At 72.4% G+C, this 24,344-nt stretch carries 23 protein-coding genes and 1 tRNA gene; 6 read left to right on the top strand and 18 right to left on the bottom strand.

Features of this window, described 5'->3' with window-relative positions:
* Positions 1–118 precede the first annotated feature (118 nt).
* Both ASG05_RS14435 and ASG05_RS14430 read right to left on the bottom strand, forming a co-directional pair.
* Entirely contained in the window at positions 119–973 is an 855-nt protein-coding gene (locus ASG05_RS14435; RefSeq protein WP_056262345.1) for a hypothetical protein, read from the bottom strand.
* A 108-nt stretch (positions 974–1,081) separates the two neighbouring features.
* Positions 1,082–1,798 (bottom strand): DedA family protein, encoded by a 717-nt coding sequence (locus tag ASG05_RS14430; protein ID WP_056263136.1) that lies wholly within the window; start codon positions 1,796–1,798, stop codon positions 1,082–1,084.
* A gap of 190 nt (positions 1,799–1,988) precedes the next feature.
* Between ASG05_RS14430 and ASG05_RS14425 the strand changes: the two genes are divergently transcribed.
* Positions 1,989–2,315: a hypothetical protein gene (locus tag ASG05_RS14425; protein WP_056262342.1), complete on the top strand. Its 327-nt coding sequence runs from the start codon at positions 1,989–1,991 to the stop codon at positions 2,313–2,315.
* 24 nt (positions 2,316–2,339) lie between these two features.
* Here ASG05_RS14425 and ASG05_RS14420 read toward each other — a convergent pair whose 3' ends face one another.
* From ASG05_RS14420 to mnmA, 10 genes are all read right to left on the bottom strand, one after another.
* On the bottom strand, positions 2,340–2,753 hold the full coding sequence (locus tag ASG05_RS14420; protein ID WP_082486874.1) for a DUF3054 domain-containing protein: 414 nt from the start codon (positions 2,751–2,753) through the stop codon (positions 2,340–2,342).
* Between the two features lie 53 nt (positions 2,754–2,806).
* On the bottom strand, positions 2,807–3,679 hold the full coding sequence (locus ASG05_RS14415; RefSeq protein ID WP_056262339.1) for a hypothetical protein: 873 nt from the start codon (positions 3,677–3,679) through the stop codon (positions 2,807–2,809).
* Positions 3,680–3,820: 141 nt separating this feature from the next.
* Positions 3,821–4,657, bottom strand: coding sequence for a DUF3097 domain-containing protein (locus ASG05_RS14410; RefSeq protein ID WP_056262335.1), 837 nt, complete (start codon positions 4,655–4,657; stop codon positions 3,821–3,823).
* Entirely contained in the window at positions 4,650–5,459 is an 810-nt protein-coding gene (locus ASG05_RS14405; RefSeq protein ID WP_056262330.1) for a hypothetical protein, read from the bottom strand. The genes ASG05_RS14410 and ASG05_RS14405 overlap by 8 nt, the downstream gene beginning before the upstream one ends.
* Positions 5,460–5,496: 37 nt before the next feature.
* Positions 5,497–6,996, bottom strand: coding sequence for an Asp-tRNA(Asn)/Glu-tRNA(Gln) amidotransferase subunit GatB (gene gatB, locus ASG05_RS14400; protein WP_056262325.1), 1,500 nt, complete (start codon positions 6,994–6,996; stop codon positions 5,497–5,499).
* A complete protein-coding gene (gatA, locus tag ASG05_RS14395; RefSeq protein ID WP_056262321.1) occupies positions 6,996–8,546 on the bottom strand; it encodes an Asp-tRNA(Asn)/Glu-tRNA(Gln) amidotransferase subunit GatA in 1,551 nt (516 codons plus the stop codon). Before gatA ends, gatB begins: the two co-directional genes overlap by 1 nt.
* 2 nt (positions 8,547–8,548) lie before the next feature.
* A complete protein-coding gene (gene gatC, locus ASG05_RS14390) occupies positions 8,549–8,848 on the bottom strand; it encodes an Asp-tRNA(Asn)/Glu-tRNA(Gln) amidotransferase subunit GatC (RefSeq protein WP_043594160.1) in 300 nt (99 codons plus the stop codon).
* A 122-nt stretch (positions 8,849–8,970) separates the two neighbouring features.
* Positions 8,971–10,428: an alpha/beta hydrolase gene (locus ASG05_RS14385; protein WP_056262316.1), complete on the bottom strand. Its 1,458-nt coding sequence runs from the start codon at positions 10,426–10,428 to the stop codon at positions 8,971–8,973.
* A gap of 105 nt (positions 10,429–10,533) precedes the next feature.
* A complete protein-coding gene (ligA, locus tag ASG05_RS14380) occupies positions 10,534–12,882 on the bottom strand; it encodes an NAD-dependent DNA ligase LigA (protein ID WP_082486836.1) in 2,349 nt (782 codons plus the stop codon).
* A gap of 11 nt (positions 12,883–12,893) precedes the next feature.
* The gene (gene mnmA, locus ASG05_RS14375; protein ID WP_082486835.1) at positions 12,894–14,024 is read right to left on the bottom strand and encodes a tRNA 2-thiouridine(34) synthase MnmA; all 1,131 of its coding nucleotides are present in this window, start codon (positions 14,022–14,024) and stop codon (positions 12,894–12,896) included.
* Positions 14,025–14,063: 39 nt separating this feature from the next.
* On the opposite strand from mnmA, the gene ASG05_RS14370 reads away from it, so the two are divergent.
* The 3 genes from ASG05_RS14370 (at position 14,064) to ASG05_RS14360 (ending at position 16,326) form a co-directional block, all read left to right on the top strand.
* Entirely contained in the window at positions 14,064–15,314 is a 1,251-nt protein-coding gene (locus tag ASG05_RS14370) for an MFS transporter (protein WP_056263122.1), read from the top strand.
* 56 nt (positions 15,315–15,370) lie between these two features.
* Positions 15,371–15,452 (top strand) — tRNA-Leu (locus ASG05_RS14365).
* A 166-nt stretch (positions 15,453–15,618) separates the two neighbouring features.
* Positions 15,619–16,326 carry a DedA family protein gene (locus ASG05_RS14360; RefSeq protein WP_056263118.1) on the top strand — a complete coding sequence of 236 codons (708 nt, stop codon included), beginning with the start codon at positions 15,619–15,621 and terminating at the stop codon, positions 16,324–16,326.
* Positions 16,327–16,393: 67 nt separating this feature from the next.
* Here the strand turns inward: ASG05_RS14360 and ASG05_RS14355 are convergent, their stop codons facing one another.
* The 3 genes from ASG05_RS14355 to murI form a co-directional block, all read right to left on the bottom strand.
* Positions 16,394–17,020, bottom strand: a complete 627-nt coding sequence (locus ASG05_RS14355; RefSeq protein WP_056262312.1) for a non-canonical purine NTP pyrophosphatase — start codon at positions 17,018–17,020, stop codon at positions 16,394–16,396.
* Positions 17,017–17,763 carry a ribonuclease PH gene (gene rph, locus ASG05_RS14350; RefSeq protein WP_043595412.1) on the bottom strand — a complete coding sequence of 249 codons (747 nt, stop codon included), beginning with the start codon at positions 17,761–17,763 and terminating at the stop codon, positions 17,017–17,019. The genes ASG05_RS14355 and rph overlap by 4 nt, the downstream gene beginning before the upstream one ends.
* 72 nt (positions 17,764–17,835) lie before the next feature.
* A complete protein-coding gene (gene murI, locus ASG05_RS14345; protein WP_056263114.1) occupies positions 17,836–18,690 on the bottom strand; it encodes a glutamate racemase in 855 nt (284 codons plus the stop codon).
* A 105-nt stretch (positions 18,691–18,795) separates the two neighbouring features.
* On the opposite strand from murI, the gene ASG05_RS14340 reads away from it, so the two are divergent.
* Positions 18,796–20,046, top strand: coding sequence for a nicotinate phosphoribosyltransferase (locus ASG05_RS14340; RefSeq protein WP_056263110.1), 1,251 nt, complete (start codon positions 18,796–18,798; stop codon positions 20,044–20,046).
* 13 nt (positions 20,047–20,059) lie between these two features.
* Here the strand turns inward: ASG05_RS14340 and ASG05_RS14335 are convergent, their stop codons facing one another.
* Genes ASG05_RS14335 through ASG05_RS16755 form a run of 3 tightly spaced genes read right to left on the bottom strand, consistent with a single transcriptional unit; the run spans position 20,060 to position 23,332 of the window.
* Positions 20,060–20,320 (bottom strand): DUF3039 domain-containing protein, encoded by a 261-nt coding sequence (locus tag ASG05_RS14335; protein WP_056262309.1) that lies wholly within the window; start codon positions 20,318–20,320, stop codon positions 20,060–20,062.
* A gap of 25 nt (positions 20,321–20,345) precedes the next feature.
* Positions 20,346–21,911, bottom strand: a complete 1,566-nt coding sequence (locus ASG05_RS14330) for a hypothetical protein (RefSeq protein ID WP_056262306.1) — start codon at positions 21,909–21,911, stop codon at positions 20,346–20,348.
* Positions 21,887–23,332, bottom strand: coding sequence for an ATP-binding cassette domain-containing protein (locus ASG05_RS16755; RefSeq protein ID WP_200936895.1), 1,446 nt, complete (start codon positions 23,330–23,332; stop codon positions 21,887–21,889). The genes ASG05_RS14330 and ASG05_RS16755 overlap by 25 nt, the downstream gene beginning before the upstream one ends.
* A gap of 264 nt (positions 23,333–23,596) precedes the next feature.
* On the opposite strand from ASG05_RS16755, the gene ASG05_RS14320 reads away from it, so the two are divergent.
* Entirely contained in the window at positions 23,597–24,310 is a 714-nt protein-coding gene (locus tag ASG05_RS14320) for an NTP transferase domain-containing protein (protein WP_056262302.1), read from the top strand.
* Positions 24,311–24,344 lie beyond the last annotated feature (34 nt).

Below are 24,344 nucleotides of genomic sequence, written 5' to 3'. Positions count from 1 at the left end.
GCTCCCTGGGCCTCGCGGCAGGTGGTGGGCGGACCCTCGACGCTAGTCCGCGCCGAGGGGACCGGCCCGGGTCGACGTCCAGGTCGGGACGCCGACGACGCCGCCGACGGCACCGGGCTCAGATGTCGAAGTCGCCGCCGCCGAAGTCGCCGAAGCCGCCTCCGAAGTCACCGCCGCCGAAGTCGCCCCCGGTGTCGGCACCGAAGTCTCCGCCGCCGTCGCTCGCGGTCTCGGTGCCGGCGTCGGCCCCGGTGTCGGCCCCGCCGTCCGCCCCGCCGTCTTCCTCGGAACCCTGGTCGGCGCCGGCGTCGTCACCCGCGCCTCCGTCGGCCGTCGCGCCCGCGTCGGGCAGGAACGCGCTCATCAGGGTCGACCCGATGACGTAGCCGGCGACGGTGCCGAGGATCGACCCGCCGATGATCGAGCCCATGCCGGGGCCCTGGCGCATCGTCTGACCGTTCTGGCCGAGCTGCTGCGGGCCGTTCGCGCCGCCGCCGAGGGTGCGCTCGAGGGTGCCCGGTCGGCGCAGCTCGGAGCGGGTCGCCGCCTGGGCGAGCGAGCTGGCGTCGTCGCCGCGCGGCGCCTCGCCGGGGCTCGACTCGGCCGTCAGCTGGTCGAAGACCAGGCGGCGCTGCTCGGGACTGAGCTTCGCGAACGCCTCGGCGTGCACCTGCTCGATCGTCTCGGGCGGGGCGGTCTTCAGCAGGTAGCGGTAGCGCTCGACGGCGATCTCGTCGTCGCTGCGCGCGGGCCCGCCGGCGGGACCGCCCGTGGGCTGCTGGCCGTAGCCCTGCGGCTGGCCGTAGCCCTGGGGCTGGCCGTAGCCCTGCGGGGGCTGACCCTGCTGCGGGGCGGCGGGCTGCTCGTAGCTCTGCTGCCCGTACTGGTAGCCCTGCGGGTAGGCCTGCTGCTGCCCCTGCTGCGGCTGGCCCTGCTTCGGCTCGCGGCCGAGGAGTCGGTCGAGGAATCCCATGGCGGTGTCCTGTCGGTTCGTGTGCTCGGGGACGCACGCGTGGTGCGACGTCGGTCCGGGCCCACGCTACGGACCGACGCGGCCCGCCGCCTGGACGCGGACGGGGCGTCAGCCGCGAACGTCCTGATCGACCGCGTCGCGGGACGCGTCGTCGACGCCGGCCCGACGGCGACGCACCGACCGGACGACGAGGAACACCACGACGCCTGCGATCGCCGCGTAGACCGCGTAGTCGAGGTACTTCGCGTACCGGTCGATGAGCTCGTACTGGGTGCCGAGCGCCGCACCCAGGCCGATCAGCAAGCCGTTCCAGATGCCGCTGCCGACGATCGTGAAGAGCGAGAAGACGAGCAGGGGCATCCGCTCGGCGCCGGCGGGCAGCGAGATGAGGCTGCGGACCCCCGGGATGAACCGGCCGAAGAACACCGCCGAGCGCCCGTGCCGCTGGAACCAGCCGGCCGCCTTCTCGAAGTCGTGACGGTCGACGAGCGGCAGCTTGGCCAGCCAGCGGATGCTGCGGTCGAGACCGAGGCCCGCGCCGAGGCCGTAGAGCACGAGGGCGCCGAGGTACGCGCCGAGGGTGCTGAGCGCGACGAGCAGCACGATGTTCATCGATCCGGCCCCCGCGAGGAACCCGGCCAACGGCAGGATGATCTCGCTCGGGATCGGCGGGAACACGGTCTCGACGAAGGTCAGCAGGGCGACGCCCCACTCACCCAGGGCGTCGATGATGCGGGCCGCGAACCCGACGAGGCCGTCGAGGTCGGCGACGACGTCCTGGCTCGAGGACGAGGAGGCGCGGAGGACGGAGGCGGTCGAGGTCATGGGTCCCAGGTGGTCGGTCGGGCGCTCGGGGGCGCAGCGGATCGGCAGTCCCGAGTATGGCTCGGCAGCCTGCACGTCCGCCCACAACGCCGCCGTGATCGCCCGGGTCGAGGAATGCCTGATCGCACGGTACATTGACCTGAGTCGGCCTCGTCGCCGGCACCGGACACCCACACGAATCAGGACCCCCATGGGATCGCTCATCTACGGCACGTCGGGCATCGAGGTCGAGTTCGACGACCGCGTGCTCGAACACCTCCAGATCGTCATCGCGACCAAGCTGCGTCGTCGTGAGTCGTTCTTCTTCTCGTGGCGCGACACGCAGAAGGTCGGTGACGGTCGCAGCAGCATCTGGCTCGACGCGGGCATCCCGCTCTACTTCAAGTACTCGGGCGGCCGGGTGCCCTCGATCAACCGCGACTGGCTCAGCGAGCTGACCGCCTCGTCGAACAGCTCGTCCGGCCTCGTGCTCACCGACGAACCCAGCCTCGACAACAGCACCAAGCGCCGGGGCTGACCCGCACCGGTCGCCGATACGGCCTCAGGCCCGGCGTGTCCGCATTCGTCGCACGAGAGCGACGACGGCCCGCCAGCCGACGACGAAGACGCCGAGCACCACGATCGTGACGATCACGAAGCTGACCTGCACCCCCTGGCCGGCGACCACGCGCAGCAGGACGCCGACCACGGCGGTCGAGACCCAGACGACCGCCCCCGCACGCACGCTCGCCAGCGGCCACCGGACGCCGGTCACACTCGCCCAGCCGACCACCGCGCCGACGACGAACGGCCACAGCGTGCCGAGCAGGCCCGGCAGGTCGAGCCCCTCGGCGTGACTGCGGCGCCCGATCACGACGAAGGCCAGCACGGCGACGAGGTCGACGACGACCGGCCACCAGGCCGGTGCGGCAGCCGCTCGCCGGGTCGTAGCGGGGCTCGGGGTCTGACGGGTCATGTCGGGGTCCTCTCGGGGCGTCGGCACCCGGAGTCGATCGGTGGTGGCCCGGTTCAGCGGGACCGCGGCTGCTCGAGTGCGCGCGACAACTCTGCCAGGAGTTCGTCCACCTGCGGGGCCACCAGACGGTCGATCGCCTCGGCGATGCGTGAGCGGTGCTCGACGAGGGCGAGGCAGAGGCTCGTGCCGACGGCCTCGGCGTGGTCCCCCGCCAGCGCGATCTCGCGTCGCAGGGCGGCCTTGGCCTCGTCCGAGTACTCGGGCTCGGCCGGCGGCCCGGCCTGCGGCTGCTCGTCGGGCTCGACCGGCTGGGGCTCGACCGGATCGGGCACGACCGGGCCGCGCACCACCGGCTCGGGTCTGGCGTCCGACGCCGCGGAGTCCGGCGACACGAGCCAGCCGTCCAGGTCGTCCAGGTCGAACAGTGCGTCGGCGTCGGCGTCGTCGTCGGGCTGCGGTGCCGCACCCGAGGGCTCCGCCCCCACGACGGTCGGGTCGGGTGGGACCACGCCGTCGTCCGAGGGCGTCCCCGCGAGACCGGCGAGGGTGAAGAGGAACGGCTGACCGGGCTCGGGCTCGGGGTCGAGGTCGAGACCCTGGAACTCGGGATCGAGACCCTGGTCGGGTCGGTAGCCCCGCGCCTCCTGGGCCTCGGCGAGGCGGAGTTCGCGCGTGACCAGAGGCAGGTTGCGAGCGGTGTACTCGTCGACGTCGTCGTCGACGATCTGCCGCAGGCGGTTCAGCAGTGCGTGCTGCACCGCGTGGGGCACGTCGTGGTCGAAGCCGGCGGCGGTGGCGACGGGCGACCCGAGGCACACCCGACAGGGCCGGGTCCGCCCTCGAGCGGTGCCGACGTGCCAGCGGGGCAGCCAGCGCAGCCAGGCGTCCACGGCCGAGCTGACGCGTCCCTCGATCTGCTCGGCCATGACGTCGAATCTAGGGCGAAACCGCGTCGGAGTCCCGACACGCCCGGGCGATTCTCGGGGATCGGGGCCGTTCTCGGGGGCACGAAGCACGGGCCGGCTGTCGGTCGGTGCTCGTCGGGTTCGGGGACCGCGACGCCCGGGTCAGCCCGACGTGACGAAGTCGATCAGCTCCTCTACCCGCCCGAGCACCGACGGCTCGAGGTCGGCGTAGGTGCGCACGCGCGACAGGATGTACTGCCAGGCGCGGGCGATGTCGGCCTGGTCCTCGTGCGGCCAGCCCATCGCCTCGCAGACGCCGTGCTTCCACTCGACCGTGCGGGGCACGACGGGCCAGGCGTCGACGCCGAGCCGGGCCGGCTTGACGGCCTGCCAGACGTCGACGAACGGGTGCCCGACCACGAGCACGTGACGCCCGAGCGGGCTCCGGGCGATGCTCTCGGCCACCCGGCTCTCCTTCGAGCCCGGCACGAGGTGGTCGACGAGCACGCCGACCCGACGCTCGGGCCCCGGTCGGAAGTCTCGCAGCACCTCGGCCAGGTGGTCGACGCCCTCGAGGTACTCGACGACGACGCCCTCGACGCGCAGGTCGGGGCCCCAGACCTTCTCGACCAGCTCGGCGTCGTGTCGTCCCTCGACGAAGATTCGGCTCTGTCGCGCGACGCGGGCCTTCGCTCCGTCGACGGCGAACGAGCCGGACGCCGTGCGGGCCCTGCCCTGCGGCGCCGCCCTCGGCACGCGCAGCGCGACGGGGGCGCCGTCGATCAGGAACGAGCCGGTCAACGGGAAGGCCCGCACCCGGCCCTTCCAGTCCTCGAGTTCGACCGTGCCGGCCTCGACCCGCACGACGGCTCCGGTGAAGCCCGTGCGCACCTCTTCGACCACGAGGTCGCGCACGGCGTCGGTTGGCGTCGGAGCCGGCCTCGACGATCTCTTCCAGTCGCCGGCGAGCACGTCGGCACCGTAGCGGTCGTCATCCACGAGGGCCTCCTGAACGGGGTCGGGGTTGGTACGGGCGGGGAGGGCCCTGGCGGGGGCCGTCGGCCGACGGCGGGGTCGAACCCCCGGGCCCGCGACGCGGGATGGTGCCGGCCACGGGAGGCGCGGCAGCCGACCGTGCGGCACCGGGCACCGGGCGAGCACCGGGCGTCACCCGCGCGCCGGGCGTCGACCGTGCGCCGGGCGTCACCTGCGCACCGGGTGTCACCCGCGCGCCGGGCGCCGGGTCGGTCTCGCCCGACGTGCGAGCCGGCGCCCGCGCGGCGGTCACCGCCGACGACGACGGCGTGAACCCGGCCGCGAAGACCCAGACCAGCCCGACCAGGACGAACAGCACGTAGGCCGTCGAGATCACCGCGGGCAGCCACCACACGGCGAGCGGGCCCTCTTGCGACACGATCGCCAGCACGAACAGCGCGGCCACGAACCACAAGGAGGCGCTGGTCGCCACGGCGAGGTACCGCGCGTACCGGCTCCTCATCTCGGGCCGGTGCGCCGGCTGCTTCCAGAAGGCGGCGTGCGGCACGAGCAGGTGACGCGCGGGCGTCACGGCGAGGAAGAGCGCCGCGACGAGCCAGACGAGCACGATGCCGACGACGAGCAGCAGTCCGAGCAGGCCGAGGTCGCCGCGGCTCGCGGCGAACGCCGCCCCGCCCGTGTCGCTCAGGTGCACCAGCACCACCCGGCGCGGCAGCAGGCGAGACGAAACGGCGAGGGCCACGAGGACACCCGCGAGGGCGACGGCCACGGGCACGGCGGGGCGGAGGCGCGCGACGAGGTTCATCGTGCGCCGCACCCTGCCGCGGCCGTGGTCACGTCGATCAGGCCTGCGCCCGCTCGAGCACCAACTCGCGGACGCGGGCGGCGTCCGCCTGGCCCTTCATGGCCTTCATCACGGCACCGATGACGGCACCGGCCGCCTGGACCTTGCCGTCACGGATCTTCGCGAGGACGTCGGGTTGGCTCGCGAGGGCCTCGTCGATCGCCGCGATCAACGCGCCGTCGTCCGAGACGACCTTCAGGCCCCGGGCCTCGACGACCTCGGACGGGCTGCCCTCGCCCGCGACGACGCCCTCGAGCACCTGACGGGCCAGGCGGTCGGTCAGCTCGCCGCTCTCGACCAGGGCGATGAGCTCGCTGACGTGGAGCGGCGACACCAGGCTCGAGGCCTCGACACCCCGGGCGTTGGCCAGGCGGGCGATCTCACCCGTCCACCACTTGCGCGCCGCCTGGGGCGAGGCGCCGGCACCGACGGTCTCGACCAGTTCGGTCAACAGCCCCGAGTTGACGACGTCCTGGAACTCGAGGTCGGCGAAACCCCATTCGGCCTTGAGCCGGCGACGCTGCGCGACCGGGGCCTCGGGCAGGGCCAGGCGCAGCTCCTCGACGAGCTCGCGGGGCGGCACCACGGGCAGCAGGTCGGGCTCGGGGAAGTACCGGTAGTCGTCGGCGTCGCTCTTCGGGCGACCCGCCGAGGTGCGGCCGGTGTCTTCGTGCCAGTGGCGCGTCTCTTGCGTGATGGTGCCCCCGGCGGCGAGGATCGCGGCCTGGCGCTGGATCTCGTGGCGGACCGCGCGCTCGACCGACCGGAACGAGTTGACGTTCTTGGTCTCGGTGCGGGTCCCCAGCTCGACCTGCCCGTGGGGGCGCAGCGAGACGTTCGCGTCGCAGCGCAGGTTGCCGCGCTCCATGCGCGCCTCGCTGACGCCCAGGGCGCGCACGATGTCGCGGATCGTCGAGACGTAGGCCGCGCCGAGCTCGGGGCCCTTGGCCCCGGCACCGATGATCGGCTTGGTCACGATCTCGACGAGCGGGATGCCCGCGCGGTTGTAGTCGACGAGCGAGTACTCGGCACCCTGGATGCGACCGGTCGAACCGCCGACGTGCGTGAGCTTGCCCGCGTCTTCTTCCATGTGGGCGCGCTCGATCGGGATCGCGAAGACCGTCCCGTCGGGCAGCTCGACCTCGACCTCGCCCTCGAACGCGATCGGCTCGTCGAACTGGCTGACCTGGTAGTTCTTGGGGTTGTCGGGGTAGAAGTAGTTCTTCCGCGCGAACCGCGAGCTCTCGGCGATCGAGCAGCCGAGGGCCAGCCCGAGGCTGATCGAGTAGCGCACGGCCTGCTCGTTGACCACCGGCAGCGAGCCGGGCAGCCCCAGGTCGACCGGCGTGACGTTGGTGTTGGGCTCGCCGCCGAAGAAGTTCGGGGCGTCCGAGAACATCTTGGTCTTCGTCGCGAGCTCGACGTGGACCTCGAAGCCGAGGACGACCTCAAACTGCTCGAGGGCCGCGTCGTAGTCCATCAGGTCTGCCTTGGCCATCAGATGACTCCCTCGGTGGCGGCGGTCTGCTCGGTGGCGCTCAGGTCGGGCGCGCGCGAGATGAGCGTGTGGCCCCAGCCCTGCTCGAGCAACTGCTCAAGGGCGGCGCCGTAGGTGTACAGGCGGGCGTCGCCGCGGGCGGGTGCCATGAACTGCAGACCCGTCGGCAACCCGTCTTCGTCGGCCAGGCCCATCGGCACCGTGATGCCGGGGATGCCGGCCAGGTTGGCGGGGATGGTCGTGATGTCGTTGAGGTACATCGCCAGCGGGTCGTCGATCTTCTCGCCGAGCCGGAACGCCGTCGTGGGGGCCGACGGGGAGACGAGCACGTCGACCTGGTCGAACGCGGCCGCGAAGTCGCGCTGCACCAGGGTGCGCACCTTCTGGGCGCTGCCGTAGTAGGCGTCGTAGTACCCGGCACTGAGGGCGTAGGTGCCGAGGATGATGCGGCGCTTCACCTCGGGGCCGAAGCCGGCCTCGCGCGTCGCGGCCATGACGTCCTCGACGGTGCCGCCGCCCTCGGGCACGACCCGCAGGCCGAACCGCACCGAGTCGAACTTGGCGAGGTTGCTCGAGGCCTCGGCCGGCAGGATCAGGTAGTAGGCACTGATCGCGTGCTCGAAGCTCGGGGCCGAGATGTCGACGATCTCGGCGCCGGCGGCGCTCATCAGCTCGAGCGCCTCGGCGAAGCGGGCCTTGACCCCGGCCTGGAAGCCGTCGCCGTTCAGCTCTCGGACGACGCCCACGCGGACGCCCTGCAGGGCGCCACCGGCCAGGCCGGTGCGGGCCGCCTCGGTGAACGACGGCCAGGCGTCGCGCAGCGAGGTGGAGTCGCGGGGGTCGTGGCCGGTGATGACGTCGTGCAGCATCGCGCTGTCGAGCACCGTGCGGCTGACCGGACCGACCTGGTCGAGCGAGCTCGCCAGGGCGATGGCACCGTAGCGGCTGACCGAGCCGTAGGTCGGCTTCACGCCGACCGTGCCCGTGACGGCACCCGGCTGGCGGATCGAGCCGCCCGTGTCGCTGCCGAGGGCGAGGGGCGCCTCGAAGGCGGCGACGGCGGCCGCTGAGCCACCGCCGGACCCGCCGGGGATGCGATCGAGCGACCACGGGTTGTGCGTCGGGCCGTAGGCCGAGAACTCGGTCGACGAGCCCATCGCGAACTCGTCCATGTTGGTCTTGCCGAGCGGAACGAGGTCGGCCGCGCGCAGCTTGGCGACGACGGTCGCGTCGTACGGCGGCACCCAGCCCTCGAGGATCTTGCTGCCGGAGGTCGACGGCATGTCGATGGTGCAGAGCACGTCCTTGATGGCGATCGGGACGCCGGCGAGCGGCCCCAGTGCCTCGCCGGCGGCGCGTCGCCGGTCGACGTCGGCCGCGGTGTCGAGGGCGGCGGTGCTGACGTGCAGGAACGCGTGGACGTCGCCGTCGACCGCCTCGATGCGGTCGAGGTGGGCGCGCGTGACGTCGACCGACGAGACGTCGCCGGCGGCCAGGCGCGTCGACAGCTCGGCGGCGGACAGGTGGACGAGCGAGGTGGTGTCTGTCATGGCTACTGCTCTTCTCCCAGGATCGCGCTCACCCGGAAGCGCGAACCGTCGTGGTCGGGGGCGCCGGACAGCGCCTGTTCGGCCGTCAGCGTCTCGCCCACGACGTCGGGCCGGAACACGTTCTCGAGCGGGATCGGGTGGCTGGTCGCCGGGACGTCGTCGGTGGCGACCTCGCGGACCTTGGCGACGCTGTCGACGATGTGGCCGAGCTCGGCCGTCATCGTGTCGATCTCGGCCTCGGTGAGGGCGATGCGGGCGAGACCGGCGAGGTGCTGCACCTGCTCACGCGTGATTTCGGACATGCTTCTCTCTCACGTGCTCGTGCGGGCGTGCCGCGGCGGGGGTACCGGACGATTCTACGGGGCGGCACCGACGACCGAGGCCAGGACGACGCGGTGCCGCGACGCCGTCGCCGCGGGCAGCGTCAGTCCCTGAAGTAGAGGTCCTGTGGGCGGACCAAGGCGAGGGTCGGCGCCTCGGGGCCGCCCCGGCCGGGGTCGCCCGCACGACCGTCGACGAGGTCGCCGTGCCCCAACCCGATCAGGGCGAGGCTGCGCATCGACTCCGTTCCGGCCCGGAAGTAGTCGTTGTGGCCGAGGGCCGCGGCGAGCGCGCGTCCCGTCAGGGTGTCGGCCCCACCGCCGAGGTGCAGCACGACCGCCCCGAACGCGGCGGTCGCCGGGTCGGCCCCGAAGAAGCCGCTGCCGGCCACCGGGTCGAAGCTGCCGGCCGCCGCGTACACGTCGTCGTCGTGAACCGCGAGGCCGCCCGCGTCGGGCACGACGCTGCCGGGCGACCCCAGCAGCACGAGCGAGTCGACCGAGACCCGCCCCGACGACAGGGCGATCGTCGCCGTCGTCGAGCCGTACGAGTGGGCCATGACCGACACCCGCGGTTCGTGCCCCGCGCGCGTCGCGTCGAGGCCGGAGAGGGCGTCCTCGAGGTGCGCGGCACCCCGTTGGGCGAGGCGGAGGTCGTAGAAGTTCGTCAGGTCGGGCGTCTGGTAGCCCATCCAGGCCACGACCGCCACGGTCGGCACCGGGCCGGGCCCGTCGCGCCCGAGCAGCGTCGCCCAGGTGGCCTGCTCGTCGTGCAGGGCCCCGGCGGTGTTGGTCCAGTCGACCAGCTGGTCCGACACGGTGAAGAGCATGCCCGGCACGAGGACGCTCACGTCGTCCGCGGTGTCGAGGTCGCCGACGGTGACGGCCGCCCGTCCGGGCAGGGCCGTGTCGAGGGCGACCAGGTGCCGGTCGGCCGCCCCGGCGAAGGGCACGTCGTGCGTGGCGCCGTCGAGCGTCGCCCGCACCTGCTGCAGCATCGCGAGGCGTCGCGCGTCGTCCGGCTCCTCGACGTCCGAACCGAGACGGGCCGTGACGGCCGTGGTCGCATACCGCAGGGCCTGTCGGTTGGCGGTGTCGCGCACCGAGTAGGGCACCCCCTCGAGGTTGCCGACGACGCCGGGGGCCGCCTGCGCGAGCAGGGTGCGTCGCTCGTCGCCGAGGCCCGCCCACCAGGTCGTCGTGGACCCCGCCGAGACCTGCTCGCCGACCGCCGCCACGAGCGACGCCGCGTCGTCCCCGTCGGCGTCGAGGGACGTCGCGTACCGCTCGACCCCGATCGATGAGGCGCGGGCCAGCTGGTCGAGGCAGGCCTCGGCCGAGAACGTGGTCGCCTCGACGTCCCGGCAGCCGTCGAGCTCGGGCTCGACCGGCGCGTCCCGCACCGGTGCAGGCTCGGGGACGCCCTGCACCGACGCCGCGACGACGAGCACCGAGGCCGGGCGGGCGTCGGTCGTGACCGGTGCCGAGTGCGCGGTCGGAGCATCGGCCACCCCGGCGAGGTGCACCGAGGCAGAGAGCATGGCTGCGGCGAGCAACAGCACGTCGGGTCTTCCCCCTCGTCACGCGCCTGTACCCCGGCTCCCTACAGCCTGAGAACGACACGTCCTCACATCTTAGGAAGGAGAAGTGCCCCCTGACCAGGGAAATCACGAATCCGACGAGTCGTCGTCCCCCATCTGGGGGTCAGCCAAGGCGGCCGGGCCCTCCTTAAGGAGGACAGCGAACTGCTCCGCGTCGATGATCCGTACCCCGAGTTGTTCGGCTTTCGTCAGCTTCGAGCCCGCGCCCGGACCGGCCGCCACGAAGTCGGTCTTCTTGCTGACGCTGCTCGCGGCCTTGCCGCCGGCTTCGACGATCGCCTCGAGCGCCCCCTCGCGGGTGAACCCCTCGAGGCTGCCGGTCGCGACAACGGTCACGCCGGACAACACGCCCCCGGCTGCTTCGGCCGCACCGGGGCCGGGGTGGCCGGGCGTCGCGAACTGCACCCCTGCGGCCGCCCAGCGTTCGATGATCTCGACGTGCCAGTCGACCTCGAACCAGGCGAGCAACGCGTCGGCGATGATGCCGCCGACGCCGTCCACCGCCGCGAGGTCGTCACGAGACGCCGTGCGCATGGCGTCGAGCGAGCCGAAGTGGTTCGCCAGCGCCCGGGCCGCGACCGGCCCCACGTGCCGGATGCTCAGCCCGACGAGGATGCGCCAGAGCGGGCTGGTCTTCGCCTTCTCGAGGTTCGCCAGCATCTCGATCGCCGTCTTGGACGGCACCGAAATCTCGTCGCCCGAGAATTCGGCCGACGACGGGTCGAACTCGCCGTCGCGCTTCGCGCGCTTGCGGCGGAAGGGAGTGACGAGCTTCGGCCGACCGTCGGCCTCGAGCTTCTGCATGCCCGTCTCGGCGTCGCGCACGACGACGCGCACGGGAAAGACGTCGGCCATCGTCAGGCTGAAGAGTCCGGCCTCGGTGCGCAGCGGCGGCGTGGCCGGCTCGACGGGCTGGGTCAGGGCCGCCGCGGCGACCTCGCCGAGCCCCTCGACGTCGAGCGAGCCGCGCGAGGCGATGTGCTCGACGCGACCGCGCACCTGGGCGGGGCAGCTCTCGGCGTTCGGGCAGCGCAGGTCGATGTCGCCTTCTTTGGCGGGCTTCAGGGGCGTGCCGCACTCGGGGCAGTCGGACGGCATGACGAACTCGCGTTCGGTGCCGTCGCGCAGCTCGATGACCGGGCCCAGCACCTCGGGGATGACGTCGCCGGCCTTCCGCAGCACGACGGTGTCGCCGATCAGCACGCCCTTGGCCTTGACGACCTGCTGGTTGTGCAGGGTCGCCTGACGCACCTCGCTGCCGGCGACCTCGACCTTCTCCATCACGGCGAACGGCGTGGCACGGCCGGTGCGGCCGACGCTGACGACGATGTCGAGCAGGGTCGTGTTCACCTCTTCGGGCGGGTACTTGAACGCCGTCGCCCACCGCGGGGCCCGGCTCGTGGCGCCGAGTTCTTCGTGCAGGGCCAGGTCGTCGACCTTGACCACGATGCCGTCGATCTGGTGCTCGACCGACGAGCGTCGCACGCCGTAGTCGTGGATGAACGCCTCGACCTCGCCGACCGTGTCGAAGACGCGGTGGTGCGTCGAGATCGGCAGGCCCCAGCCGTGCAGCAGGTCGTAGACCTCGGACTGCGAGCGCACCTCGGTGGCGCGTTCGAGATCGCGCACCGGCCAGGCGCCGATGCCGTGCACGAGCATGCGCAGACGACGCAGGCGCGCGTGCATCAGGTCGCGCTTCTCGGGGCTCTTGCCCTCTTCTTTCTGACGGAGCGAGCCGGCGGCGGCGTTGCGGGGGTTCGCGAAGACGCGCTCGCCGGCCTCGCGCTGCTGAGCGTTGAGCTCGTCGAACTCGCTCACGGGGAAGAAGATCTCGCCTCGCACCTCGACGAGCGGCGGGTGGCCCGTGCCCTCGAGCCGCTCGGGGATCGTGCCCATGGTGAGCACGTTGCCGGTCACGTCTTCGCCGACGACGCCGTCGCCCCGGGTCGCGGCCGTGACGAGGACGCCGTCTTCGTAGCGGAGGTTGATCGCCAGGCCGTCGATCTTGAGCTCGGTGAGGAACCGCACGCGTTCGGACCCCGCGTCGCGCTGCACCTTGCCGGCCCACTCGGCGAGCTCGTCGTCGCTGAACACGTTGTCGAGGCTCAGCATGCGCTCGGCGTGTTCGACCGGCGCGAACTGGGTCGTCTCGGCCCGCCCGCCGACGGTCTGCGTGGGGCTGTCGGACTTCTGCAGCTCGGGGTGGGTGCGCTCGACGGCGTCGAGGCGCCGGACGAGCGCGTCGTAGTCGGAGTCGGCGACGGTCGAGCCGTTGCCCTCGTAGTACTGGTCGCGCAGCTCGAGGATGCGGGTGGTCAACCGTTCGGCCTCGTCGCGGGCCTCGGTCAGGTCGGCGGGCACGCCGTCGACCTCGACCACCGCCTCGGGTGCGCCCTCGGTACCGGTGTCGCTCATCGTCGGTCGACTCAGACGGACGCGGCGGCAGGAACCGGCACGGCCGAGACCGTGCGGTCGATGGTGCACTGGCCGAGCACGCGGGTGCCGACGTAGACGACGGCGGTCTGCCCGGGGGCGACGCCGTTGAGGGGTTCGCGAGGAGTGATCACGAGTTCTTTCTTACCCTCGACCACCGACACCCGCGCGACGGCCGGCACCGGGTCGGCGTGGGCGCGGATCTGCACGTCGCAGTCGAAGGCCGTGGTCGGGTCGGCGGGGGCCCGCCCCGCCCAGGTGTACGAACCGCCGGCGATCTCGGCGATGTCGAGCGCCTCCTTCGGCCCGACGACGACGGTGTTGTCGACCGGCCGCACCTCGAGCACGAAGCGAGGCTTGCCGTCGTCCGACGGGAACCCGATGTTCAACCCCTTGCGCTGGCCGACGGTGAACGCGTGGGCACCCTCGTGCGACCCGACGACGGTGCCGCTGCGGTCGAGGATCTCGCCTGTCTCGGCGCCGACGCGCTCGGCCAGCCAGCCCCGGGTGTCGCCGTCCGGGATGAAGCAGATGTCGTGACTGTCGGGCTTCGACGCCACGCTGAAACCGCGCTCGGCCGCCTCGGCACGCACCTCGGCCTTGGACGGCGTCGCCCCGAGGGGGAACATCGAGTGGGCGAGCTGCTCGGCCGTGAGCACGCCCAGCACGTACGACTGGTCCTTCGCCCACGCGGAGGCGCGGTGCAGCTCGCGACCGCCCCGGTCGTCGGTGACGATGGTCGCGTAGTGACCGGTGCAGACCGCGTCGAAGCCGAGGGCGAGGGCCTTCTCGAGCAGGGCGGCGAACTTGATGCGCTCGTTGCAGCGCATGCACGGGTTGGGCGTGCGCCCCGCGCTGTACTCGGCCACGAAGTCGTCGACGACGTCGAGCTTGAAGCGCTCGGAGAAGTCCCACACGTAGTACGGGATGCCGATCTTGTTCGCGGCGCGCTGGGCGTCCATCGAGTCCTCGATCGTGCAGCAGCCGCGGCTGCCGGTGCGGAGCGTGCCGGGCATCCGACTGAGTGCCAGGTGCACCCCCACCACGTCGTGGCCGGCCTCGACCGCCCTCGCTGCGGCGACCGCCGAGTCGACGCCACCACTCATCGCTGCCAAGACCTTCATCCGACAAGTGTACGCAGCGGGCCTAGGGTGGCGAGCGACATGTCTTCCTCCTCCCCCGCCTTCAGCATGCGGTCGGTGGCCCTCGCGGCGTTCCTGCCCGCCGCGCTCTTCGCCATCGGCGAGGGCGCGATCATCCCGATCATCCCCGTCGTGGCGAGCGAACTCGGGGCGTCGTTGCCGTTCGCCGGCTTCGTCGCCGCGCTCATCCTGGTCGGCGAGCTGATCGGCGACATCCCGAGCGGGTGGCTCGTCAGCCGCATCGGCGAGCGCACCTCGATGATCGGCGCCTCGCTGGTCAGCATCGGCGGCCTCGTCACCTGCCTGCTGGCGCCGAACGAGATCGTCCTCGCGGTCGGCGTCCTCGTGATCGGCCTCGCGACGGCCGTGTTCGCCCTGGCGCGGCACGCCTTCATGACGAGCTTCGTCCCGATCGAGATCCGCGCCCGCGCCCTGTCGAGCCTCGGCGGCGTGTTCCGGCTCGGCTACTTCGTCGGCCCGTTCCTGTCGGCCGGGGTCATCGAGCTCACCGGCTCGGTCCAGTCGGCCTTCGTCGTCCACATCGTCGGCTGCCTCGGCGCCGCGATCGCCCTGCTCGTGCTGCGCGACCCGTCGGCCGCGTTCGGCGTCCGGCCGGGTCGTGGCGGCGACGACGGCGCCGAGCTCGTCGCGAAGGAGGCGCAGGGCCTGTTCGGCACCCTCTGGCGTCATCGCGGCGTGCTGGTCAAGCTCGGCAGCGGTGCGGCACTCATCGGAGCCATGCGGTCCGGTCGCCAGGTGATGCTGCCGCTGTGGGCCGTCAGCATCGGCCTCGGCGCCTCCGAGACCGCGATCATCATCGGCATCGCGGGGGCGGTCGACTTCGCGCTCTTCTACACGAGCGGCCAGATCATGGACCGCTTCGGACGCCTCTGGAGCGCCGTGCCCTGCATGGTCGGGCTGGGCCTGTCGTACCTCGCCCTGTCGGTCACGCACGACCTCGACGCGAACGTCGGCTGGTTCGTCACGGTGGCGATCCTGATGTCGCTCGCCAACGGCGTCGGCAGCGGCATCCTCATGACCCTCGGCGCCGACCTGGCGGACAAGGGCGACCCCGCGCCCTTCCTCGGCGCCTGGCGCTTCACGGGCGACGCGGGCAGCGCGGCGGCGCCCCTGCTCATCTCGGGCGTGACCGCGCTCGTGTCCATCTCGATCGCCAGCGGGGTGATGGGCGTCCTCGGCCTCGTCGGTGCCGCGATCCTCGTGCGCTACGTGCCCCGGTACTCGCCGCACGTCCCCCGCTCGAAGCGCTAGCGCCTCCTCGTCCCGCGTTCCGGCCGGAGGCCGCCGTCGGTACACTCGGTGCTGCCGCGGGAGTGGTGGAATTGGCAGACACGCAGGATTTAGGTTCCTGTGCTTTCGAGCGTGAGGGTTCAAGTCCCTTCTCCCGCACGGACGACGAGAGCCGATGTGCCTCCTCCCGGCAGGGTTCACCTCCCTTCTCCCGCACGGACGACGAGAGCCGATGCGCCTCCTCCCGCCAGGGTTCACCTCCCCCTCGCGCACGAGTAACCTGATCGAGCCCGGCATGCCGGCCACCTCGACCGGAGAACACCCGATGCTGCCCCTCGTCTCCATCCCCTGGCTGAACCCCGAGTACCTGCTCACGTCGTTCGGCCCGTGGGCCGTGCTCGGCGTCTGCCTGCTCGTCTTCGCCGAGACCGGGCTGCTCATCGGGTTCCTGTTCCCGGGCGACACGCTGCTGATCATCACGGGCATCCTCGCCGCCACGAATCCCGGCGCCCTGGGCATGCCGATCTGGCTCATCGCGATCTTCATCAGCATCGCCGCGTTCGCGGGCGGTGAGCTCGGCTACCTCATCGGCCACAAGGTCGGGCCCCGCATCTTCGAGCGGAAGGAGAGCGGGCTGTTCAGCGTCGCCAACGTCAACCGCACGAACGCCTTCTTCGAGCGCTTCGGCCCGATGGCCGTCATCATCGCCCGGTTCGTCCCGGTGGTCCGCACCTTCGCGCCGATCATGGCCGGCGTCGGTCACATGAGCTACCGGCGCTACTCGCTCTTCAACGCGATCGGCGCCGTCGTCTGGGGCATGGGCATCACGCTGGCGGGCTTCGGCATCGGGCACATCCCGCCCGTGGCCGACTTCGTCAGCTCGTACATCGACCTGATCCTGCTCGGCGCCGTCCTGGCCACGGTGATCCCCATCGCGATCCACTACTTCCACGGCGTGCACCAGGCCAAGAAGGCCGAGCAGTCCGGCGAGGTCGAGGCGCCGCAGGTGTCGTCCGCCGCTCACGACGCCTGAGCGTCGACGCACCCTCGGACGACGCCCACGGCAGTCCGGGCGCGAGCCCGAGGAGGCGCGGCTCGGCTCAGTCCGCGAGCGCCGCCACCCGGGGCGCGATCGCCCGGAACGCCCGGGAGCGGTGGCTGACCGCGTTCTTCTCGTCCGCGGTGAGCTCGGCCGCGCTGCGGCTCTCACCCTCGGGGCGGAACACGGGGTCGTAGCCGTGCCCGTTCGTGCCGACCCGCGCCTCCAGCACCTCGCCGTGCCATTCGCCGTACTCGACGTGCTCGTCCCACGTGCTCGCCTCGGGCGGTCCGTCGGGGCCCTCGGCGCCGACGGGCGGGGGCACGACGAGGGCGGCGGCGCACGAGAACCAGGCCGAGCGGTCGTCGGCTCCGTCGAGCTCGACCAGCAGCTTGTCGATGTTGTCGTCCGCGTCGCGCGTGCCGGCGTAGCGCGCCGAGTGGATGCCCGGGGCACCGCCCAGGGCCGCCGCCGAGATGCCGCTGTCGTCGGCGAGCGCGGGCAGCCCGGTGTGACGCGCCGCCGCGCGGGCCTTGATGAGGGCGTTGGCCGCGAAGGTGTCGCCGTCCTCGACCGGTTCGGGGCCGTCGTAGGCGACGAGCTCGACGCCCGGCGCCGTCTCGGCGAGCAGCAGCCGCAGCTCGGCGACCTTGCCCTGGTTGTGCGTGGCGATGACGACCCGGGTCATCGACCGAGGGCCTCGCGCTGGAAGCGGCTCAGGTCGACGGCTCCGGCCACGGCGAGGTCGAGCAGCGAGTCGAGCTCGCGGCGGTCGAACGGCGCCCCCTCGGCGGTGCCCTGCACCTCGACGAACGAGCCGCTGCCGGTGACGACGACGTTCATGTCGGTCTCGGCGCGGACGTCCTCGACGTAGGCGAGGTCGAGCATCGGCTCGCCGTCGATGATGCCGACCGACACGGCCGAGACGCTGTCGGTCAGGGGCGTCGCCTTCTGACCGACGAACTTCTTCTCGCGGCCCCACTCGATCGCCTGGGCCAGGGCGACGTAGGCGCCCGTGATCGCGGCGGTGCGGGTGCCACCGTCGGCCTGCAGCACGTCGCAGTCGAGCACGATCGTGTTCTCGCCGAGGGCCTTGGTGTCGACGACCGCCCGCAGGCTGCGGCCGATCAGGCGCGAGATCTCGTGCGTGCGCCCGCCGATCTTGCCCTTGACGCTCTCGCGGTCGTTGCGCGAGTTGGTCGCGCGGGGCAGCATCGCGTACTCGGCGGTGACCCAGCCCTTGCCCTTGCCGGTCAGCCACCGGGGCACGCCGTTCGTGAACGACGCGGTGCAGAGCACCTTCGTCCCGCCGAAGGTGATGAGGGCGCTGCCCTCGGCGTGGGCGCTCCAGCCGGTCTCGATCGTGACGGGGCGCAGGTCGGTGGTGGACCGGCCGTCGGCGCGGACGGTCGTGCTCGTGGTGTCGGTCATGGTGCCTTCTCTCGGCGGTGGGGGACGGTGGGCGGACGGGACGTCGACCCCGAGGGGCCGAGGAGGCGCGGGTCAGGTCCGTTCGGCGTGGCGGAGGCCTGCGGGCAGCTCGATGGCGCCCGTCTCGAGGTGGCCGACGCGCGAGACCTCGGGCCCCAGGAACCGACGGGCCAGACGCAGGAACGACTTCTCGTCGGGGCCGGTGGCCTCGAACTCGTGGTGCGGGGCGCCCCGGTCGGCACGCTCGAGCCCGTGCTGGACGAGGGTGCGGTAGACGTCGGCGGCCGTCTCTTCGGCGCTCGACACGAGCCGGACGTCGGGGCCCACGACGTACTGCACGGCGGCCGACATGAGCGGGTAGTGCGTGCAGCCGAGGACGAGCGTGTCGATGCCGGCGTCGCGGAGCGGGGCGAGGTACCCCTCGGCGACCGCGCGCAGCTCGGGGCTCGACGTGTCGCCCGCCTCGACGAACTCGACGAACCGCGGGCAGGCCTGCGTGAACAGCTCGAGACCCGCCGCCGCCGCGAAGGCGTCCTCGTAGGCGCGCGAGTTGATCGTGCCCTCGGTGCCGATCACGCCGATGCGGCCGTTGCGCGTCTGTTGCACCGCGGCGCGCACGGCCGGCTGGATCACCTCGACGACGGGGATGCCGGCGCCGATCGTGTAGCGCTCGCGGGCGTCGCGCAGCACCGCCGACGAGGCCGTGTTGCAGGCGATGACCAGCAGCTTGACGCCCTGCGCCACGAGGTCGTCCATGACGGCGAGCGCGTACTGGCGCACGAGGGCGATGGGCTTCGGCCCGTACGGCGAGTGGGCGGTGTCGCCCACGTACCGGATCGACTCGTGCGGCAGCTGGTCGATGATCGCCCGCGACACGGTGAGACCGCCGACGCCGCTGTCGAAGACTCCGATGGGTGCGTCCGTCACGACCACGAAGCCTACCCGTCGCGAGCCGCCACCCCCGGGACGACCCGTCGAGCCTAGGCTGCAGGGGTGACCAGCGCACTGTTGACCGACCGGTACGAGCTCACCATGGTGGAGGCCGCCCTCAAGGCGGGAACGGCCCACCGCGACAGCGTGTTCGAGGTGTTCGCCCGTCGCCTGCCCGAGGGACGGCGCTACGGCATCGTGGCGGGCACCGGGCGGTTCCTCGAGCTGCTCGCCGACTTCCGGTTCGGCGACGACGAGCTGCGGTGGCTCCGTGAATCCGGGGTCGTCGACGCGACGACGGCCGACTGGCTGGCCGACTACCGGTTCTCGGGCGACATCTGGGGCTACGCCGAGGGCGAGGTCTACCTGCCGGGGTCGCCGCTGCTCGTGATCGAGTCGACCTTCGCCGAGGCCGTGCTGCTCGAGACCCTGGCGCTCAGCGTCTTCAACTACGACTCGGCCGTGGCCAGCGCCGCAGCCCGCATGGTGTCCGCCGCCGACGGTCGCCCCCTCGCCGAGATGGGCTCGCGCCGGACGGGCGAGCGGAGCGCCGTCGCGGCCGCCCGCGCCGCCTACATCGCGGGCTTCGGTGCGACGAGCAACCTCGAGGCCGGCCGCTCGTGGGGCGTCCCCACCATGGGCACCGCCGCGCACGCCTTCACGCTGCTGCACGACAGCGAAGAGGCCGCCTTCCGCGCCCAGGTCGACACCCTCGGCCCCGGCACGACGTTGCTCGTCGACACCTACGACATCCCCGAGGCCGTGGCCACGGCCGTGCGGGTCGCCGGCCCGGGGCTCGGGGCGGTGCGCATCGACAGCGGCGACCTGCCGTCGCTCGTGGCCCAGGTCCGCGACCAGCTCGACGAGCTCGGGGCGACCGGCGCGAAGATCACGGTCACGAACGACCTCGACGAGTACACGATCGCCGCCCTGCGGGCCGCGCCGGTCGACTCGTTCGGCGTCGGGACGTCCGTCGTCTCGGGCTCGGGCCATCCGGCCGCCGGCATGGTCTTCAAGCTCGTGGCCCGGCGCGGTGACGACGGCGCCTGGGTCTCGGTGGCCAAGAAGTCGGCGGACAAGGCGACCGTCGGCGGCCGGAAGACCCCGGTCCGGGTGATCGTCGACGGCGTGGCGACCACCGAGCTCATCCGCGTCGGCTCGGACGAGCACGCGGCCGGGGAGCGCCCCCTGCACGTCCCCCTGGTGACGGCGGGCGAGATCGACCCCCGGCACACGGGGGCCGAGGGCGTGGCCCGCGCGCGCCTCCATCGGGCGGTGGCCGTGGCCGAACTGCCCGACCAGGCGCTGCGACTGGGTCGCGGCGAGCCGGTCGTGCCGACCGTCTACGCGTGACGCCGGGCGCGGATCACTCGGAGGTCATCTTCTCGTAGATCTCTTTGCAGGTCGGGCACACCGGGAACTTCTCGGGGTCGCGGCCCGGGGTCCACTTCTTGCCACAGAGCGCCTTGACCGGCTTGCCGCTCAGGGCGGACTCCATGATCTTGTCCTTCTTGACGTAGTGCGAGAAGCGCTCGTGGTCGCCGGGGTCGATCGCCTCGTCGTTCAGGAGCTTCTCGAGCTCGCGGTCCAGGACGTCGAGGCCGCCGCCCGTCTGCGTGTCAGTCATGCCGACATCGTACGACGACCGCGGGTCAGCTGCGCAGGGCGAAGGCCAGCAGCTCGGGGGCCCGGCGCGAGAACACGCGAGCACCCAGGGCGACGCCCGCGACCAGGGCCACGAGCCCCACGCCGAGGCCGGACACGAGCGCCCAGGTGCCACCGGACGGGTAGCCCGAGACGAGTCCCCGCCCCGCGAACCACAGGGCCGGAGCGGTCGCCAGCAGGGCCCCGCCGATCATGACGCTCTGCGCCCAGGCCGCGGTGGCGCCGTTCGACTGGGGCTGTTGGAAGGGATCGTCGTGCGGCCGGACCGTGGCGTACGGCAGCAGGGCCGAGACGACGCTCGACAACCCCAGGCCGCTCAGCAGGAACCCGGCGCTCACCCCGAGCTCCGACGGCAGGGCCTGCCAGTCGCCGAACAACCACGTCGCGACCACCGACCCGAGGGCGACCAAGGGCACCCCGATCAGCAGGGGAGGCGCCAGTCGCCCCACGCGGTCGGCCAGACCTCGCGTGTCGGAGGCCACGTGCATCCACAGCGCGGTGCTGTCGTAGGCCACGTCGTTGTGCGGCAGGAAACCGAGGATGAGGCACATGATCGGCACCGGGACGAGCGCCAGCCAGTTCCAGCTGACGCCCGCGATCCCCAGCGGGACGACCAGCAGCGGCAGGAACGGGATGATGACGAGCGACATGCGGTACCGCGCGTCGCGCATCCAGTAGGTGAGGCTGCGGCCCGCGACGGCCCCGGTCGGCGAGGCACGGACGTACTCGAACCAGCCCAGCCCGTCGCCCTCGTCCACCTCTTCGGGTTCGGGCCGGTCGACGAAGGCCCGGGCGACGAGGGCGCGCCAGGCGTACCAGAGGGCCGCGAGCGTGATCGCGGCGATCAGGACGTCGGCCACGACGCGACCCGTCTCGCCCGCGGCGACGTGGCCGGGCAGGGCGAGGGCGGCGCCGAACGGCGTCCAGGCGAGGCCGTCCGCGACGACCCCGGTGCCCGACCGGCCCGGCAACGAGAGCCGGACGAGGTCGACGACCACGGGGACGGCGAGCAGGACCACGAGGACCGCACCGACGAGAGCCAGCTCGCGGCTGCGACGCGAGGTGAGGAGGACGCTGTTGAGCGTCGACGCCACGAGGGCCAGCATCAGGGCCGTGACCCCGGCGACGACGGCGGCGACCACGGCGACGGCCGCGACGCCCGACCCCTCGGCCCAGGCTCTGACGTATCCCGTCGAGAGCACGAGCAGGGCGAGCGTGGGCAGGCCGACGAGCGAACCGAGGGCGAGCCCGACGGACGCGCCCCCCTCGGGGACGCCCAGGACGGCGAGCCGGCGAGGGTCGCTCCACGCGGGACGCACCGTGGCGAAGGGGACGACGGCGAAGCCGACGAGGAGCAGGGCACCACCACCCACCACGACGGCGCGGACGTCGTCGAGGGGGGCGTCCCTCAGCCCGCTGACCAGGCTCGCGATCGCGATGGTGACGACGAGGACGGCGAGGACCGAACCGACGGCGACGGCGAGGCGGCGGGGCCCGAACCGGACCGTGTTGCCGATCGTCTGCAGCCTCAGTCGGAGAAGTTCTGCAACCATTCCATGCCCTCCGTGACCGCGCGTCCACCGGCGAGCTCGACGAACCGCTGCTCGAGCGAACGCCCGGCCCGGACCTCGTCGACCGTGCCGCTCGCGAGGACGTGCCCGTCGACGATCACGGCGACGCTGTCACAGATGCGTTCGACGAGATCCATGCTGTGACTGGAGAGCAACACCGTGCCCCCGCCGGCGACGTACCGCTGCAGGACGTCGGTCACGGTCGCGGCCGACACGGGGTCGACCGACTCGAACGGCTCGTCGAGCACGAGGACCCGCGGAGAATGGATGATGGCGGCCGCGAGCGCGATCTTCTTGGTCATGCCGACCGAGTAGTCGCTCACCAGGCGCCCCAGGGCGTCGTGCAGACCGAAGGCCGTGGCCAGGTCGGACGACCGCTTGCGCGCCGTCACGCCGTCGAGGCCGCGCAGGGTGGCGGAGTAGTAGAGCAGCTGGGCTCCGGTCAGGCGGTCGAACAGTCGCAGGCGGTCGGGCAGCACGCCGAGCGACCGCTTCGCCGCCGCCGGGTCGCGCCAGACGTCGGCGCCCAGGACGGTCACCGTCCCGGCGTCCGGCCGCAGCAGACCCGTCACGATGGACAGGGTCGTCGTCTTGCCGGCACCGTTCGGCCCGACGATGCCGTAGAACGACCCGGCACGGACCTCGAGGTCGACGTTCTCGACGGCGACGGTGCCGCCGTAGCGCTTGACGAGCCCCGAGATGGCCAGCACCACCGGAGCCTCGGCGTCGACCGCGCGGGTGACGCGACCGGCGCGCGACCCGGGCACGGCCGCCTCGGCGGCGTCGTCGCCCGGCGACGCGGCGTCGTCGACCGCGTCGTCGCCGGTCGCATCGTCGTCGCCGACCTCGACCTGACCGGCCTCGGGGGCCGCGGTGGTCGGGTCGTCCACGGACAGGGCGTCCTCGAGCGCCGCAGCCGACGCCTCCTCGGCGCTCAGGGCGTCTCCGAAGTAGTCGTCGGCCGAGACCGGGACGACGACGGTGCCGTCGGTCGTCACACCCGCGTCGGCGAGTTCGACGACCAGCTCTTCTTCGGCGGCCTTCGCCGCCGCCTCGGCCCGGGCCCGGGCGTTCGCCGCCCGCGTGGCCGCGGCCTTCTTGGCCGCGGCGGAGCGGTCGGCCGCGGTGCGTTGGGAGGGCTTGCGGGGCGTGGCGGGCTTGCGGGGTGCCGTCGGCTTGCGGGCCGTCGGGGCCTTCCGGGACCCGGTCGCCGCTGTCGGTGTCGACGTCGACTCGACCCCCGTCGTCACGGTCGCGTCCTCGGCCACGTCCCTCGTGGTCGTCGCGTCGTCGTCCACTGCGTTCTCCCCCTGGTCGGCGGTGCCCACCGCTCGGACCGTGTCGTCGCCCGGCGTCGAGTCGAGGGCGTCGTCACCCACTTCGTCCTCGCGCCGTCCAGCCATCGCCCCACCGTACCAAGGCGGTGACACCCGTCGGACGACAGGAGGCGCATATCACGAAAAGGACACGCTTCGGAGGCGATCCCTGGCTGCCCGGAGCCTCGTCGGGTAGTCTGCGAGAGCACGATGACGTGTCCAGATCGATGCTCCGCGGTGAACGCCGCTCGAACACGAGGCGAATCGCACCCAGAGACGGGTCCGGTCCGCACCGCCGGGGCCGCCGCAGAGCCCGTCCCGCACGAGCTCGCCCCTTGTGAGGAGACCACCGTGAGCAAGAACGACACGAACCACCGCCAGCAGATCGTCATCCTGGCGGCCGGGCTCGGCAGCCGTCTCGGCCGCTCGCTGCCGAAGGCGCTCACCGAGCTCAACGACGGCCGCACCATCATGCAGCAGCAGTTCGACAACATCCGCCAGGCCTTCGGGCCCGACGCCCGGGTGACCGTCGTGGTCGGCTACAAGTTCGAGCACATCGTCGAGGCGTTCCCGTCGGCCTCGTTCGTCTACAACGAGATGTACGACCAGACCAACACCTCGAAGAGCCTGCTCCGCGCCCTGCGGGCCAGCGCCTCCGGTGGCGTGCTGTGGATGAACGGCGACGTGGTCTTCGACCCGACCGCGCTCACCCGCGCGGCGCGCCTGGTCCGCGACGACCAGTCGTTCGTCACCGTCAACACGTCCAAGGTGTCCGACGAAGAGGTCAAGTACACGACCGACGCCGAGGGCTACATCGCCGAGCTCTCGAAGCAGGTCAAGGGCGGCCTGGGCGAGGCCGTCGGCATCAACTACGTGTCGAAGTCCGACAAGGCCACCCTCGTCCACCAGCTGTCCAAGGTCGACAACCAGGACTACTTCGAACGTGGCATCGAACTGGCCATCGGCCAGGACGGGCTACGCTTTGAGCCCGTGGACATCTCCGACCTCTACGCCGTCGAGGTCGACTTCGCCGAAGACCTCGAGCGCGCGAACCTGTTCGTCTGAACCGGGCCGCCGTCGGCGGTCGCGCATCCGGGCG

It is taken from the genome of Frigoribacterium sp. Leaf186, assembly GCF_001423905.1.
In the GTDB taxonomy this organism is placed as follows: Bacteria; Actinomycetota; Actinomycetes; order Actinomycetales; family Microbacteriaceae; genus Frigoribacterium.
Note: the sequence above shows the minus strand (reverse complement) of the source record. Positions and strands in the feature narration are given on the sequence as shown.